The 15,338-nt window shown below is 60.7% G+C and carries 14 protein-coding genes; 8 read left to right on the top strand and 6 right to left on the bottom strand.

Annotation, left to right across the window (positions count from 1 at the left end):
* Positions 1–118: 118 nt before the first annotated feature.
* Positions 119–598: a hypothetical protein gene (locus tag L0963_RS18750; RefSeq protein WP_234181170.1), complete on the bottom strand. Its 480-nt coding sequence runs from the start codon at positions 596–598 to the stop codon at positions 119–121.
* A 215-nt stretch (positions 599–813) separates the two neighbouring features.
* Here L0963_RS18750 and L0963_RS18745 point away from each other — a divergent pair, with 215 nt between their 5' ends.
* Positions 814–2,058, top strand: a complete 1,245-nt coding sequence (locus tag L0963_RS18745) for a hypothetical protein (RefSeq protein WP_234181168.1) — start codon at positions 814–816, stop codon at positions 2,056–2,058.
* Between the two features lie 96 nt (positions 2,059–2,154).
* Complete coding sequence (locus L0963_RS18740; protein WP_234181166.1) at positions 2,155–2,493, top strand: hypothetical protein; 339 nt, start codon at positions 2,155–2,157, stop codon at positions 2,491–2,493.
* 43 nt (positions 2,494–2,536) lie between these two features.
* Here L0963_RS18740 and L0963_RS18735 read toward each other — a convergent pair whose 3' ends face one another.
* A complete protein-coding gene (locus L0963_RS18735) occupies positions 2,537–3,367 on the bottom strand; it encodes a competence protein CoiA (protein WP_234181164.1) in 831 nt (276 codons plus the stop codon).
* A gap of 290 nt (positions 3,368–3,657) precedes the next feature.
* Between L0963_RS18735 and L0963_RS18730 the strand changes: the two genes are divergently transcribed.
* Entirely contained in the window at positions 3,658–4,647 is a 990-nt protein-coding gene (locus L0963_RS18730) for a restriction endonuclease (protein WP_234181162.1), read from the top strand.
* Between the two features lie 2 nt (positions 4,648–4,649).
* The gene (locus L0963_RS18725) at positions 4,650–8,429 is read left to right on the top strand and encodes an SIR2 family protein (RefSeq protein WP_234181159.1); all 3,780 of its coding nucleotides are present in this window, start codon (positions 4,650–4,652) and stop codon (positions 8,427–8,429) included.
* A gap of 59 nt (positions 8,430–8,488) precedes the next feature.
* Here L0963_RS18725 and L0963_RS18720 read toward each other — a convergent pair whose 3' ends face one another.
* From L0963_RS18720 to L0963_RS18705, 4 genes are all read right to left on the bottom strand, one after another.
* Positions 8,489–9,349: a hypothetical protein gene (locus L0963_RS18720; protein ID WP_234181157.1), complete on the bottom strand. Its 861-nt coding sequence runs from the start codon at positions 9,347–9,349 to the stop codon at positions 8,489–8,491.
* Positions 9,350–9,593: 244 nt separating this feature from the next.
* On the bottom strand, positions 9,594–10,430 hold the full coding sequence (locus L0963_RS18715) for an NYN domain-containing protein (protein ID WP_186401189.1): 837 nt from the start codon (positions 10,428–10,430) through the stop codon (positions 9,594–9,596).
* Entirely contained in the window at positions 10,427–11,350 is a 924-nt protein-coding gene (locus tag L0963_RS18710; protein ID WP_234181174.1) for a nucleotidyltransferase and HEPN domain-containing protein, read from the bottom strand. The genes L0963_RS18715 and L0963_RS18710 overlap by 4 nt, the downstream gene beginning before the upstream one ends.
* A 265-nt stretch (positions 11,351–11,615) precedes the next feature.
* Positions 11,616–12,494 carry a sterol desaturase family protein gene (locus L0963_RS18705; protein WP_234181155.1) on the bottom strand — a complete coding sequence of 293 codons (879 nt, stop codon included), beginning with the start codon at positions 12,492–12,494 and terminating at the stop codon, positions 11,616–11,618.
* A gap of 70 nt (positions 12,495–12,564) precedes the next feature.
* On the opposite strand from L0963_RS18705, the gene L0963_RS18700 reads away from it, so the two are divergent.
* The 4 genes from L0963_RS18700 to L0963_RS18685 are packed head-to-tail and all read left to right on the top strand — an operon-like array spanning position 12,565 to position 15,304.
* Complete coding sequence (locus L0963_RS18700) at positions 12,565–13,215, top strand: Crp/Fnr family transcriptional regulator (protein ID WP_234181153.1); 651 nt, start codon at positions 12,565–12,567, stop codon at positions 13,213–13,215.
* A gap of 19 nt (positions 13,216–13,234) precedes the next feature.
* A complete protein-coding gene (gene modA, locus L0963_RS18695) occupies positions 13,235–13,999 on the top strand; it encodes a molybdate ABC transporter substrate-binding protein (protein ID WP_442800568.1) in 765 nt (254 codons plus the stop codon).
* Positions 13,999–14,694: a molybdate ABC transporter permease subunit gene (modB, locus tag L0963_RS18690; protein ID WP_217373097.1), complete on the top strand. Its 696-nt coding sequence runs from the start codon at positions 13,999–14,001 to the stop codon at positions 14,692–14,694. The genes modA and modB overlap by 1 nt, the downstream gene beginning before the upstream one ends.
* The gene (locus tag L0963_RS18685) at positions 14,684–15,304 is read left to right on the top strand and encodes a molybdenum ABC transporter ATP-binding protein (RefSeq protein WP_234181150.1); all 621 of its coding nucleotides are present in this window, start codon (positions 14,684–14,686) and stop codon (positions 15,302–15,304) included. Before modB ends, L0963_RS18685 begins: the two co-directional genes overlap by 11 nt.
* The last annotated feature ends 34 nt before the right edge of the window (positions 15,305–15,338 follow it).

Below are 15,338 nucleotides of genomic sequence, written 5' to 3'. Positions count from 1 at the left end.
CAACATCCCGTTCTCGCCAACTGATCAAAACCAGTCGGCCGACTAAATCCCCGGGATGAAGGGGTCCTTTTTGCACGCCGATCACCCCACGAAGGGGGTGCCTATTGCACGCTGATCCTCAGGAGTGCAGCGCATCCAGCCTTTCCTGCACATGGACTTTGAAGAGATAATTGTCTTCGGCTGCCGCCGCGATAATCTCGCACACATGAAAATGGGTGTCGCTCGCGAAACGCGAATGATTGTGCAGTTCGTCGCGCTCCGCAATGAGATGTCCAAGCCGGGCCGCGTGGTATGCGATTTCCTCGTTGACCTTCCCGAGCCGTTTCCTTCCCTCGCGCGCCTTTGAGATATCTGACGGTTTCCAGAAGGCAGCAGTGCTGAGCAGCGTTCCAAGGAAGAGCTTGACCGCTCCCGGCCGGTTGGCGAGCTTTTCACATAGTTCGGCATAAGCCCCGACAAGCTCGACGCCGCGATCAAGCAATCTCTCGGCAACCAGGTTTTCGCTTGGCAAGATATGGTGCTCGACATTGTAGCGAATTCCCTGGCGGAGGATATCCTCGCAAAACTTTGTGGCATCAGCCGAACTGATCTGTGACATGGGTCTACTTTCCTCAAAATGACTGACGGCATCCTAGACGCCGGCATCATCCCCGTCGGCACCCGAGAAAATTTTCTTCGTCCGCCTTGAGGTACCTGCGGCGAAGCAAGCTTAGATAGTCTGCGGGATGTCTATCAACACGCCGAAAGACTGGAATCTTCTTCCAAGGACGCATAGCTTTGCCTGAACGGGCTCTCGCGCCTAGGCGCTTCCCTGTGGAACGATCGGGAGGACATCTGAGCGACAGCGGCAGCGAACCGAACCCGATCACAACGGCAATGAACGCAGATCCGCTCGGTAGAGCGACCCGGCAGATTTCTGAATTGTCAGATCATTGGGCGAAGCACGGCGTCGAGGCAGAACCGGTTCCGTATATCGACGACGAGCCCGAATATTCACGAGAATGGTTTCCCGAGCCCGAATGGATATCCGGCTGGGACGCATTCGAAATATTGCGGCTTCAGACCGAACCCTATGAATGGGGCCCTCCAATCGCGCGTATTTGCCAGATCATTTCGGATCAGATCGGTCGCGAGACGTCCGGGCTCAATTATGTCCTGGGGCGCCTGCCTCCCAGCCATGAGCTTCTCGAGGCCTTTCCACGAGGTTCAAACCACTGGTTTCGGGCGCTCCATGCGCTTTTGACGATCAGTAACGCGAAGGAAATCATCGGTTGGGAGGAGCTGGTTGGCGATCTTTACGACTGGCTGGGCCCATATGACAGTTTACGGCTGCGTTGGAGCGATGTCCTGGACAATGCGCTGACGCTCCATTGGGCCTGGCATCAAATCAACCTCCCCGAGGCGAAGCAGGAGCCAGTCTGGTACTTTCCAAGAACGATGGCATGGATTGCTACCCGGGAGAATATCGCGCTCGCGAGAATAGGGCATTTCAGCCGCCCGGACGACCCGGAACGGACGGTCGTCGAAGATGGCATCCACCACCGCAACACCCAGGCGTTAGGTTGGCTCCACACCTTCATCGCATACAGCCAATGCCGGTGCGGTGCCTATGAGGAGTTCGGCCACAGTGCCTTTCAGCATTGCACGTGCATCTCGGTGGCCTGGGAGGAACTGGTCCACCTCGCCGGGGGCCTGAAAGAAGAAATACCCGAACTGGTCTTCAACATTCAGGAAGGTTGGATATCGATGACCTGGCCCGACGGTGCAGATGATTTCCGTTTCCTGCGCAGCGATATCCTCGGCAAGTGGCCGGCCAACCCGAAGAGCGAGCAAGCGAAGATAACGGCGGCCCCGTCGAAGGCCGAGGCAGAGGTTGAGTGCAGGGAGTGGCTGCTAGCCGCATTCGCGGTCGATTCCGAGAAGAAAGTGTCAAAGGCAGTTTTCCAACGCGAGGCGCTAAAGCGTTTCGAAAGCAGGATTTCGGTGCGGGGTTTCCTCCGCGTGTGGGATGCGATCGCCGCGGAAGCCGGACGTTCAAAACCAGGGCGCAAATCGTAACAGCGTTTCGATACCGATTTTTTTCTCAACGGCTATTTGGCGAAGTTGCTGGCACGCATTTTCCGTCTCGTTCGACCAAGAGCGAGGAATATCCGCATGCAGCACTCCCACAACAATCATTTGACGGCCCGTTATCCCAGCATTCCCGGCGCAAAAGGACAGGATGGCACAAGTCAGGATGCCGCAGAGGCGATCAAGCCGCTCGTGCCGCGCCTCCGCCGCGTGGCCCTCCAAGCGTTGGCAACGCTCGGGGATGCGACCGTTCTCGAAGCTGTGTCGTACGTCGGACTCTCGCGCGAAAGCCTCCAGCCGCGCTTCTCGGAACTGCGCGCGATGGGCCTCGTCGAACCGACCGGCGCCCGGCGCCGCAATCCGTCTGGTAAAGCCGCCGCCGTTCTCCGCCTGACCGACAAGGGTCGCGCGGCATCCCGCTAAGCCTTGCCTGCATGGGCATCCGTCGGAATGGCGTAAGGCCCCGCTATGGAGCGATATCTGTGGCGCGAGTCAGAGACATCGCCTCCGCTATGAAACGGACCTTCGGTACGAGCCGGACACAGGGCAAACCTGTTTCATCATAGGTTTCGAGGCGCACAAGATAGTTCAGGCCGAAGTCGATGTAGACTGGGCAGCAAGCCTCCAGCCATGTCGTGCGGGGACGCACCCAATCATATTGGTGATGTCCCCGGTACTCGGCCAACACTTCATCTTTTATCCTAAAAAGAAACCCGAGCTCACCTCCTCGTAGCGTTGTCTTTGTAGCTCCGGGATAATGGGCCTGGTTCTGCGAGACGCTGAGGAATATTCCATCCGCCGCTCCGCGCCATTGGCGCTTCGCCTTCTGCCAAACGAGATCTGACGCCAGCACCGAACCCGGGTCGGGGAGCATGTGGTAAATGTCGAAATTGGCGACGAAAGATCGCCCGTCGACTATCCAGACCAGATTCTTGTAGAATGCCTCGCGCGATAGCCGTTCGGCATCCGTCATCGCCGAGTGCTGGACCTCGATGTAGATGCCGCCGGGCGTTTTTATGTCGGCCCGATGAATCTCGCCACCGCCGTCAACATGATGGATTTCGCGACATTCCTCGGGAAACAGGGCTTTCCATTCACGGTGCCATAGCGTTTCATTCTCCCACCACGGATCGCACTGACGACGACCGAAGTGTGCCCAGTGATGCCGAATACGCGGCCCACATTTTGCGATAATCGCTGCGCTGCAGGTTGGGCATTCACCGCGCAATCCGGGCTTGGCTTCGGTGCGGTTACCTTTGACAAGGCCGTACTGCAGAACCTCCTCCTTGAATCTCAAACATGGATGTCGGCCTGGCTCGAAATATTGGCGACAGAAGCGGGCGAAGTTCGTAGCAGATCGCTCATTCACATCGTAAAAATTCGTCTCCGCTCAAACAAGGATATTCTTGCGCGCGGCGCCCGCACTTAGCGCAACTTGGCTGGAAAAATATCGCTTATTGAATCCGTCTCCATCGCCCGCATATGGGTCAGTCTGTTGGAGGGACGAATAGCTCGACGGCAGAAATGGCGGGATGGGCTTCTGACAATTGCGCAAGTCATGGAAACGATAGGGATTCGGGAGCGGGAATGACCAAGGAATCATCACCGGCGTCGCAGATTGATGACGCCTATCATTTTCCCGCCGATCTGCTTGAGCAATTGATCGATACGATCCCGCTTCTCGTGCGCTCGAAACCGGCAGTCTTCACCTTCTTCCGCGGCGCCGGGGTTTCACCCGATCTTTTTGCAGACCTCCAAGCCGAGCTTCGCGAGAACAAGGAAGCACTGAACAAATACCTGATCGCACGCACCATATTGATAAGGCTGAACGAGCTAGGTGATGCGACACTTGCCGCGCGTCGCGAGGTCATCAAACGTGTCGTCGAGTTTGAAGATTTTTCGACATGCTGGGACAGCGACCAGCAAAAGGCCCGCGGGCAAGTCGCCTCCATACGCCAGACCGTCAACGTCCATGACAGCTTCACCCGCATGGCAAAGGAACGCGAGCAGGAAGCTGCGCACCGCCGTGAGGCTTACGCTGAGCAGCTTGCCCAGACACAGCAGCGAGCGGCGGCGATCGCCGATGTGAAGGATCGTCTGTTCGCCCTCTTCGGAGAAACCAACCCGCACAAGCGGGGCAAGGCGCTGGAGAAGATACTCAATGACCTGTTTCAGGTTTACGGCGTCTTGGTACGCGAGGCCTTCGAGCTGCGGGGAGACCCGGGCGAAGGGATCGTTGAACAGATCGACGGCGTGATCGAGATCGACGGCCAGATTTATATTGTCGAATTCAAATGGCTGACTCCCAACGCGGGCATTCACGACGTTTCCACCCATATGGTCCGAGTTTACGGACGCGAAGGCGCGCGTGGGCTTATGATCGTGAATCCGGGTTTCACCGATGCGGCGCTGAAAGCCGTGCGGGATGCGCTGGGCAACAAGACCTTCGTGCTTGGTACTCTCCAGGAAATCGTTGCGTGGCTTAGCCGTGACGACGACCTCGTAGAGGTCTTGCGGAAAAAGGTTCGCACTGCCGTGATCGACCGCAATCCGTTTCTCGATACCAGCCGAGGCTGAGAATGCGTTTCTTCGACGACGGCCCTGTCATTCCCTCTCATCTGATCGAGCAACAACGGTTCGGAAATGTGATTTTCTTTTGCGGTGCCGGCATCTCAATGCCTGCGGGCCTCCAGAGCTTCTGGGGGTTGACGAAGCAGATCATCGAACGGCTGAACGCCGAAAAGGCAATGGAAGCGTTCAAAAACAATGAGGGGTTCGACAGGGTCTTCAACCTTCTGGCTCGCGAGTTCGGACGGCCACAGATCGACCAGGAGATATACAAGACCCTCAAGACTCCGCGTCGAGCGAAAATCGACTGCCACCGCTGGATCATGAATTTGTCACGCGGGCCGCATGGCCGCCCGCAAATCGTTACCACGAACTTCGACCTGCTTTTCGAGAAGGTGGATCGAAGGATCCCGCGGATCATGCCGCCGTCGCTGCCCGACCTGGACCTGCAGCCGCAGCTCGACGGCATTGTCTACCTGCACGGGAGGCTCACAAAGCCGGCAGCCGGCACGACGGCAAACTATGTGATCAGCAGTTCCGATTTCGGACGCGCATATCTGTCTGAAGGCTGGGCAGGCCGCTTCGTCAAGGCGCTGCGGGAGAAATTCACCTTGGTCTTTCTCGGGTACACAGCCTCCGACCCGCCGATGCGATACTTGCTTGAAGGCCTGAACACCAAGGGAAGCGAAGCGTTCGACTCCCCGATCTATGCCTTTGTCCCAGGCGACGCAGGTAATGCCGAGGAAGAGTGGGGCGACCGCGGCGTCACGCCCATCTGCTATGATGATGCCGATCATCATTCCGCACTCTGGAAGACAATCGAGGCTTGGTCTGATGCTGTTGCGGACACGGTGGCATGGGACGCCAAACTGCTCTCCCTGGCGCAACGTTTCCCTTCCGAGCTTGCCCCCCACGAGCGAGGTCAGGTAGCCCAACTGGTGTCCACGAAGAGGGGCGCGAAGCTGTTCGCGGACGTAGATCCACCACCCCCCGCCGAATGGCTCTGCGTTTTCGACAATAATGTCCGATACGCAAAACCGCGCGCAAAGATCGGCGAGGACTCGGGCGAAATCGATCCACTCGCGGTTTTCGGTCTCGATGACGACCCGCCGCGCCCCGAACCCAAGCCTGTTGGAAGCTCGATTGCCGGAGTGAATCTGCTGTCCTGGCGTGAGGGCGATACCAGTTTTCCCGAACGAACCACCCTTCTCGGCGCTGCAGCCGAGTGGTCGCAGCCGCTACCTGAAAGGCTGTTCCACATAGCCAGATGGTTTGCCCGCGTGTGCGATCAACCCGCGGCAATATGGTGGGCGGCGGGATGGCGGACGCTCAACGTTCATCAGCTCTGGCATGTCGAACGGCGGGTGGAAGACTCTCCGAACGGATTTGCGCTGGAGGCGCTGCGATTCTGGCGCCTCTACCTCGAGTTCCATATGCGGTCCGAGGACAGCATGGACTTCGAATGGTACGGTTTCAGGAAGCGCCTCACGGCCGAAGGGTGGACGACCGCAACGCTGCGGGCGTTCGAACGACTGACCGAACCGAGGATAGAATTGGAACGCTATTCCTACGGGGCTCCGCAGCCTCCGAAAAAGGCTTGGGACAAGCTTCGGCCCTCCTCCGTCTATCAGGCGGAGGTGCGCGTGCTCGATCGCCATGGGGACAGCCTCGACATTCCTGATGACGGTCTAATCGAAATCGTCACGATTTTGCGCCGGTCATTGATCCATTGCAGCCACTTGCTCGAAGAGGCCCAGAAGACATGGTGGCGCTCGCCAACGCTTCACCCCACCGGCGATAAGGGTGAGAGCTTTCCCGGCCGCAAGACCTTGCATTTTCTCTGGTTCAAGGAACTGTTCGACCGTCTTCTCAAACATGATCCGGTCGCCGCCAAGACGGAGATGTCGCGATGGCCGCAGGACGACCGATACTTTTTCGGGAAACTGCATATCTATGCGGGGATGTTCCCCGAATTGACCTCTGCCAAGGAGGCAGAGCACCTCCTGCTCGGGCTCACCGAAGAAATATTCTGGATGCGTGAGAACCAGCGCGAACTCTTATTTACCTTGCGCGCCCGCTGGCCCGATCTTGCCGAGCCGCAGAAGCGCAGGATCGAGAAGCGTTTGGTCGCAGGCCCCGCCATCTGGGACGACGAGGAGCCCGCCGACTTCAAGCGCCGGCGGGCGACGGAATCCGCCTCGCGTCTTCGATGGCTTCAGTTGGAAGGTTGCCATCTTTCCCAACCCACGGCAGCAAGGCTCGAGAAGCTCAAAGCGGTGGATCGCCGCTGGAACGACGAGTGGGCCAAAGTCGCCGACGACAGCCTCGGACCGCGTGGGGGTACCGTGGAGCGGGTCACCGAACTGCGGGGCCTGGATCAGCTGGACATCAATGAAATCATCCCGGCCGCGCTGACGCGGACGGAGGATAACTGGGCAGAGCTTCGCGATTTCAGGCCATTTGAAGGTTTGGTAGCCGCCTTTCCCTTCCGGGCGTTGTCGTCGCTGCGCTACGCACTGAAGACCGGTCAGTTTGAAGTGCGCTTCTGGCAGAATTTACTGTCGGCATGGCCGGAAGAAACTTCAGAGCGCCTGCGATGGTTCGCCGCCGAGACATTGGCGCGTCTGTCCGCGAGCCATGCCCTCGATCTCCGCTATTATCTGCCGCGATGGGTGAGATCGCATTTACCCGCGCTTGCCGAGATTGACCGACCCAGAGCTTTGCGGATTTTTGACGCCATCGTTGCGCCTTATCTCGTGGCCGACGCCGATCAGACGAGCAGCGGCATCGGGCACACGAGCGTCGGCGGGGTTGTCCAAACCCGCTCCGAAGTCTCGGTGAACAAAGCGATTAACAGCCCCACCGGGATCCTCGCCGAGTTTCTTTGGGCCCTCTTGCCATCGAAGGCCTCAAGGCGGCGGGCAATGCCTAAAGATGTGGGTGATCGCCTCGAGCGGCTTTTCACGGTGCCCGGCGATGGAGGCGGCCATGCTGTCTGCATTGTCGCGCGGCATATGGGCTGGCTCGACTATTGTTATTCCGGTTGGATGACCAGGGTGATGCTGCCCTTATTCGAGATATCGCATCCGATGGCGGAGGCGGCATGGCACGGTATCGCTTATGACCGGAACCGGCTGAAGCCGGCGACCCTCCAATTGATGCGCGATGACTTTTTGGCAATGCTCCAAGGTGAAGCCGACTGGACGCTCGATGAGTCCGAAAAACGCTCACATGTGCAACGCTTGGTCGGGCTGGCCAGACCGAGGCGGGACGGCTCGACGATCATTTCCTTTCCGCAGGTCCAGGCGGTGCTGATGGCCCTCAGCGACGATGACCGAGGCAATGCGATATGGACCTTGTCGCATATCCTCGAAGCCAACGAGAACGGAGATCAATGGGAGGCCTTTATCAAGCCCTTCATAGTAGAGGCATGGCCCCGTCAAATACGTTTCAGAACCGAAAGGACGTCGCGCGGATTCGCGCGCCTCGTCGAGACGGCCGGCGAACATTTTTCGGATGCCGTCTCATTGCTTCTCGAACTCGATCTTTTGAGACCGGTCGCCCATCTCGACATGATCACCTATCGCCTCTCCAAACAAGGCGGAGAGGACGAAAAGGATTTCGCCATAAAATATCCGCGCGCGACGCTCATGCTTCTCGACGCGCTTATCGCAGATGACCGCTCTCAGCGACCCTATGAGCTTGGCAAGGCCCTGGAAGTGCTTTCCGAGGCCGATCCGGGCCTGAGGCAGACCAATGCGTGGCGAAGATTGCAGGAACTAACCCTGTAGGCTGCTTCCATGGCTCGGCGTTCGCTTCACGCGAATGCGCTTCGATGCCGCAACTGGCGTCAGAATCGTGATTTAAGCGATGAAGTGACCGTGAACCGCGGAAAATACGGCTTCGCCCGGACCATATTCATCAGGCCCCAATACATCGTCTTGGCAAGCGGCGCTTCGATGCCGTCAGGATAATGGAATGCGTACATCTCGGCGCCTGAAACAATGCCGGTGACATGATAGGCGCGGGAAAATTCGGGCCGGAGATATTCGTAAATCGCCCAGCGAATATTGTTGAGGAACTCCGCGATGGTGCTGAGATGATAGGCGAACAGATGGTCGTGAAACCACTCCCAGAATTCGGGAAGAACGGTATATCCCATCCCCTCGTCGATCGATTTCCCATGCGCTTGCAGAATATCGACGATCTTTCTCACATTGCCTTCAAGACGGGCAAAACTGTGTTTGCCGATGTCGGCGCAGATCTTGATCCAGGTCATTCGAGCGATGTCGAGGTCGACCTCCACCTCGATTGATGGAAGCCAGACCTTTTCGATGTGGGTGTCCTGCTCGAGCCATGCTGAGAAAGCCTCGACGATTGGTGCCAATGCCGCAGTTTCATTCCCGAGCTGAGGATCGGCCGCAATCCGACGCAGATAGAAAAGGAAGCTGAAATCGCTCTGCCGGGACTCCCGCGGCGGCTTCGGCAAGCCGAACGGCAGGTCATCCTTTCCTCGCGAAACGAGTGGCGACAGAAAGTCTCCGAGAAGAATATGAGCGATCTGCCTCGTCTCGCTCGTTCGGGGCATCAGAGCCACATCTTCGGTTTTGGCCCCGATCGGCATGAAGATGGCAAAATTGACGATCTCGTCGATCATCAACCAAATGGCGTTAAGAACGATCGCCTCTTGTTCGACGGGATTGAACTTCATGATTGCCAGTCAATGTAGTACAATCTGCAGTTGCATCAAAGCCTGTCTCAGCCACCATGAACGGCGCACATCCGAGACTTTTCCGCTTCAGGTAGATCCTCTGGGGTCAAACTCTGACGAGGGATCCAGAGTTCAGTAGATAGGCTGGGAACGTCTGCTTGCGGGGTTCATTTGACTAGGACCGGTACGTCTAACTTCGGGCGCGAACCGGACGTGTCACCGAGCAGCAACCAGATTGAGACGATCAGGATGCCGGCTTGGCTGCGCGGTCCTTGTTCCGCTTGTCGGCAACGAAGCTGTGGCCGCCTTCGCCCTTGACGATCTCGAATAGGCCGGTGGCCTCAAACAACGCCGGAAAATTCTTGGCCCCGTAGTTTCTTGGATCGATCGGCGCCTGCCGTTTGACCGCGCTCCCTGCCGCCGACATCGATGCCCATCCGTCGTCACGCGCTGATGCCTCAACGGCACCGCGCAGGATCGTCACCAGCTTGGTGTCCTGCGCAAGTTTCTTGTTGGTGGCCTTTGCGGGCGGCGTAGCAGCCTTTGCCGAATCCTTGGCCTTTGGCGGCTTCGATTCGGGTGGCCCGGACGGTGCCGCAGGTGTATCGACGCCATCGAGATTATCGAGATAGAGGAATGTCGTGCAGGCATTGACGAACGGACTGGGCGTTTTCCGTTCACCGAAGCCGTAGACTTCATGACCATTGGCGCGAAGCTGCATGACGAGCGGCGTGAAGTCTGCATCGCTCGAAGCGAGGCAAAAGGCGTCGAGCTTTTGGGTGTAGAGAAGCTCCATCGCATCGATCACCAGCGCGATGTCGGTGGCATTTTTCCCCGTGGAATAGTTGAACTGCTGGATCGGACGGATCGCGAAATCGTGGAGCTTGTCTTTCCAGCCCTTCAGACTATCGCTTGCCCAGTTGCCGTACGCGCGGCGGATGTTCGCCGTCCCATATTTGGAAAGCTCGGCCAGCATCGCTGCGATCTTGGCGTGTGAGACATTGTCGGCATCGATCAGCAATGCGATCTTGCGGTCCGCAATCGCCCGCGCGCGATCATTGCTTTCGGACGCCTCCGTCATGTGGGTACACCCTCTTCCAAAGCTGCAATCCGCTCCAAGCAAACCGCGTGAACCGCACGACCGAGTTCCTCGACGCAGCCGCCGAGCCATGTCAGCTCCTCTTCGGTGATGCGGTAATGCTTCGAATAGCGGGCCTTCACATAGGCCTCCTTCAGCTTTTCGAAGCGAGACCGATCCGATTTTAGTTCGCGCGGCCAAGCGTCGACGAGGCGCATATCAATGCGCTCAGCCTGCGTGCGCAGGAAGGCAAGATTGTGGACGTGCGGCGTGTAGAAGGTGCAAACCAAGAGTACGCAGTGGTAAAGGCGTTCCGCCGCTTGGTGCATCAGAAATGCGGCCAGCTTCGTTTTCCCGTTGGCGATGGCATCGTTCGCGCTGCCGTGAAAATCAGAAGCGGTAGGAAACCATTCGTCGAAATACTCCCGCGCCATCGCCAGCGCCTGCTCGGGCGTCTTCGGTTTGGGAGTGTGAAGCGGTTTGTTGTCGTATTCGTAGAGCGCGATGCCGTCGCGCGCGACGTCCATGAAAAAATAGCGGCCGTGGGCCAGCCCGTCGTTCACCTCCTGCAGGGTGTGAACGATGAAGTTGACGGGCGTCTTGAGCGTCTTGTCGATCGCGAGTTCGCGAATCAGCCGGTCTTCGAGCTTGCCCCAGAAATCGACCTTCTCGGTTAGCCGCTTGTCGTTGACGATGATGAGAAGGTCGAAGTCCGAGCGATAGCCTTTGGCGGTATGCGGCTCGTCGACCCAGCCGCCGCGCGCATAGCTGCCATAAAGGATGATCTTGTCGATCCGCCCCTTCTTCTTCCAGCTCATCGTGCCGAGCGCCAATGCATCCTCGAACTCTTCGAAGATGATCGCCTTCACGCGCTCCAGCTCGCGCTGCTTGTTGGCTGGAAGATGGTCGAGGTCGGTTTTCATCGCTGGCGGCACCCTGTCGGTGCGGCGGCTGCTTGGCAAGGTCGAAGCGGCGATACCGCCGCCAGAATTGCCACCACCTGCGGTTCTTTCTGTGGACCGGCTGGGCAATGACCCGCAAGCTGCGGATCATCGCTTCCTCGACCTCAGTAATGCTGACGCCATGGCGCTCGGCAAGCTGGCGGAACGCTGAACCCCCGACCGGCAAACGGCCCGGCATCCCCCACAGGTGCCGGGCCGCGCGCTGGCGGGACGTGCTGCGACCCGTTCAGCCCGCCGCGACCGCATGCGGTTCGCTGGTCCCCGGCACGGCGCCGGGGATGACCGCATGCATATCCTTGTTCTCGGGAAAGATCGGCCACAAAAGCTGCTGGCCCAGCGTGGCCGGCGGCAGATTTTCGACGCCATAGCTTTGCGGATAGCTGCGCGTGATCTTTGCGGTGCCGAACAGCACGTCCCAGAAAAACAGAAGATTGCCGAAATTGCCCTTGTAGTTGACCGCCGGATCGTCGGCGTGGCGGCCGTGATGCGCATGATGCGTCGCGGGGGTGCTGATCGTGCGTTCGACGACCCACATCACGGGCGCGAGCGCCCGGATGCGATAGAGCGGCGCATCCCAGGCGACGTCGCTGTGCGCGCCGATGATCACCGCCATCTTCACGATGAGATAGAAGGCGTAGAACCAGCCGAGCCCGAGGAAGACGAGCACCCCGGCAAACCAGATGCTCGGCATCATCGCATAATAGATGATGTTGTTCCGGTAGACGAGCCGGACGCTCATATAGCGGGCATTATGGTGCGCGCGGTGCAGGTTGTAGAGCCAAGCGGTGCTGTGCGACGCGCGGTGCCACCAATATTGCATCATGTCTTCGAAGACGAGGAACAGTGCGAGCGCGGCGTACCAGGGGGCGTGCGCCAGCGCGCCTTCATATTGCGGAAACCAGGCGTGGCCGAGCGCGCCGACGATCAGCAGGATTGCGGGCTGGGTCGCGATGAGCAGCGTGAAGGTGCTGACGATTTCGATGATGCCGTCGTGGCGCGACTGTTCGGATTTGGCGAACAGGCGCGTGCGGATCAGCTCGAGCAGGCAGAAGCCGACATAGATTGCAACGACGATCAGGCTCGACTGGGCCGAGGTAAGCTGCATCCCGATTCTCCCGCTATGGCCCCGTGCCACTTGTCTTTCACCGCGCGTTGGCACAGAAACCGACTCGGCAATGCAAAGAAGTTATCAATTGGCTCTTGCCGAGCGAACGCGCCTGTCGGGCACCGAACGCGACCGGCTGCTCGCGATGACGTCGCCGCGATCCTTTGCGGATGGCCAGTTCGTTCAGCATCAGGGCGATCCGGGCGATGCCTTCTGGGCGGTGATCGAGGGGCATGTACTCGTCGGACGCTATGCGGAGGATGGCGCGTTCACCGCCTTTGCGGTGCTGGGGCCGGGCGATATCTTCGGCGAGCTGGCCTTCTTCACCGGGCTGGAACGCCAAGTCGACGCGATTGCCAGCGGTCCGGCGCGCCTGGTTGCCATCGACCGCCCGGTGCTTCGCGCGCTGATGACCGCCGACATCGGCTGGGCCGAGCTGCTGCTGCGCAGCCTGGGCCGCCAGCTTGCGGTGTCGCTCGACATCATCGATGCCGAACGGCGGCTGCCCGTCGCCGAGCGGCTGGCGCGGCTGCTCGCGGCGATGGCCGCCGACGCCGCCGACGGGATGACGGTGCGCGCGACGCAGCAACAGATCGCCGATCTGCTCGGCGTCTCGCGCGTCACGCTCGGCGCCGCGCTGCGCGATCTGTCGGCGCGCGGGACGATCGAGCGCGGCTATCGCCAGGTGCGCGTCCTCCCGCCGCTTTCGCGCCCCGCCTAGCATGGCTATGGTCGCCGCCATGACGATCCTCCGGCGCCTGCTCATCCTTCTTGTGCTGACCACCTTGGCGCCCATGGCGGCGGCGGCCGAGCGCGGGCCGCTGATCCTTGCGGCGGCCAGCCTTCAGGAATCGCTGACCGACGCCGCCGACGCCTGGGCGGCGCAGGGGCATGCGCGCCCCGTCCTGTCCTTTGCGGGATCGCCGGCGCTCGCGCGGCAGATCATGGCGGGGGCGCCCGCCGACCTGTTCATCTCCGCCGACGAGCCCTGGATGGACGCGGTCGCCAAGGCGGGACTGCTGCGTCCCGGCACGCGCGCCAATCTGGTCGGCAACCGGCTCGTGCTGATCGCCCCCAATGCGAGCAGGTTGCACCTTGCCCCCGCGCGCGGCTTCGCACTGGCGCGCGCGCTCGGCGGCGGGCGGCTGGCGGTTGCCGATCCGAAAGCGGTGCCCGCGGGCAAATATGCCAAGGCGGCACTGACCGCTCTCGCCGTGTGGGGCGATGTGGCGAACAAGCTTGCCCCGGCCGAGAATGTCCGCGCCGCACTGGCGCTCGTCGAACGCGGCGCCGCGCCGCTCGGCATCGTCTACGCCACCGATGCGCAGGCGTCACAGGCGGTGCGCGTCGTCGGGACCTTTCCCGCCGCCAGCCATCCGCCGATCCGTTATCCGCTGGCGCTCCTCAAGTCGTCGCGCAGCGGCGAGGCCGCAGCGTTCCGCGCGTTCCTGCTGTCGCGGCAGGCGCGCGCGATCTTTGCGCGCCACGGCTTCACGGCGCCCTGATGCTGTCGGCCGAGGAGTGGGGGATTGTTGCGCTGTCGCTCAAGGTCGGCGGGGTCGCAGTGCTCGCGACGCTGCCGCTTGCCTTCGCGCTCGCCTGGGTGCTCGCGCGCTATCGCTTTCCCGGGCGGCTGCTGCTCGACGCGCTGGTCCATCTCCCGCTCGTCCTGCCGCCCGTCGTCACCGGCTGGCTGCTGCTTGTCGCCTTCGGCCCGCTCGGCCCGATCGGCAGCCGGCTGCAGGAGTGGCTCGGCGTCACGCTGATGTTCCGTTGGACCGGCGCCGCGCTGGCCGCCGCGATCATGGCGCTCCCGCTGATGGTACGCGCGATGCGCCTGTCGATCGAGGGGATCGACCGGCGGCTCGAAGGCGCGGCGCGGACGCTGGGGGCGGGGCGCTGGCACGCCTTCCGGACGGTCAGCCTGCCGCTCGCTCTGCCCGGCGTGCTGGCGGCGCTCGTGCTCGGCTTCGCCCGCTCGATCGGCGAATTCGGCGCGACGATCACTTTCGTTTCCAACATTCCCGGCGAAACGCAGACGCTGCCGCTCGCCATCTATTCGGCGCTGCAGGTGCCGGGGGCGGAGGCGATGGTAACCCGGCTCGCGCTGCTGTCGGTCGCGCTGTCGCTCGGTGCGCTGATCCTGTCCGAGTGGCTGGTGCGGCGCACCCATGCCGAAAGGGCGCGGCATGGCGATTGATATCGACGTCGAAAGGCGCTTCGGCGCGAGCGTCATCGGGGCGCAGTTCACGGCCGAAGCCGGACTGACCGCGCTGTTCGGGCCTTCGGGGGTCGGCAAGACCAGCCTGCTCAACATGGTCGCCGGGCTGCTGCGCCCCGATCGCGGGCATATCCGTATCGGCGGACGGACATTGTTCGACGGCGCCACCGACCTGCCGCCCGAGGCGCGGCGCGTCGGCTATGTCTTTCAGGACGGGCGCCTCTTTCCGCATCGGCGCGTGAAGGCCAATCTCCTCTATGGCTGGCGTCTCGCCGATCCGGCTAATCGCTGGATGACGCTGGATGAGGCCGCCGATTTCCTGGGTATCGGTCATTTGCTCGGTCGCTGGCCGCAAAGCCTGTCGGGCGGCGAGGCGCAGCGGGTCGCGATCGGCCGGGCCTTGCTCGCGGCGCCGCAAATCCTGTTGATGGACGAACCGCTATCGTCGCTCGACGCGGCGCGGCGCGACGACATCATGACGGTGATCGAACGGATACGCGACGAGCTGAAAGTGCCGATCCTCTATGTCAGCCACGATCGGGCCGAGGTCGACCGGCTGGCAACGCAAATCGTCGAGGTCGGCAAATAAAGTTTCACTTGAAACCATATTGATGGTAGATTGC

This window comes from Sphingopyxis sp. NFH-91, assembly GCF_021401285.1.
In the GTDB taxonomy this organism is placed as follows: domain Bacteria; phylum Pseudomonadota; class Alphaproteobacteria; order Sphingomonadales; family Sphingomonadaceae; genus Sphingopyxis; species Sphingopyxis terrae_A.
Note: the sequence above shows the minus strand (reverse complement) of the source record. Positions and strands in the feature narration are given on the sequence as shown.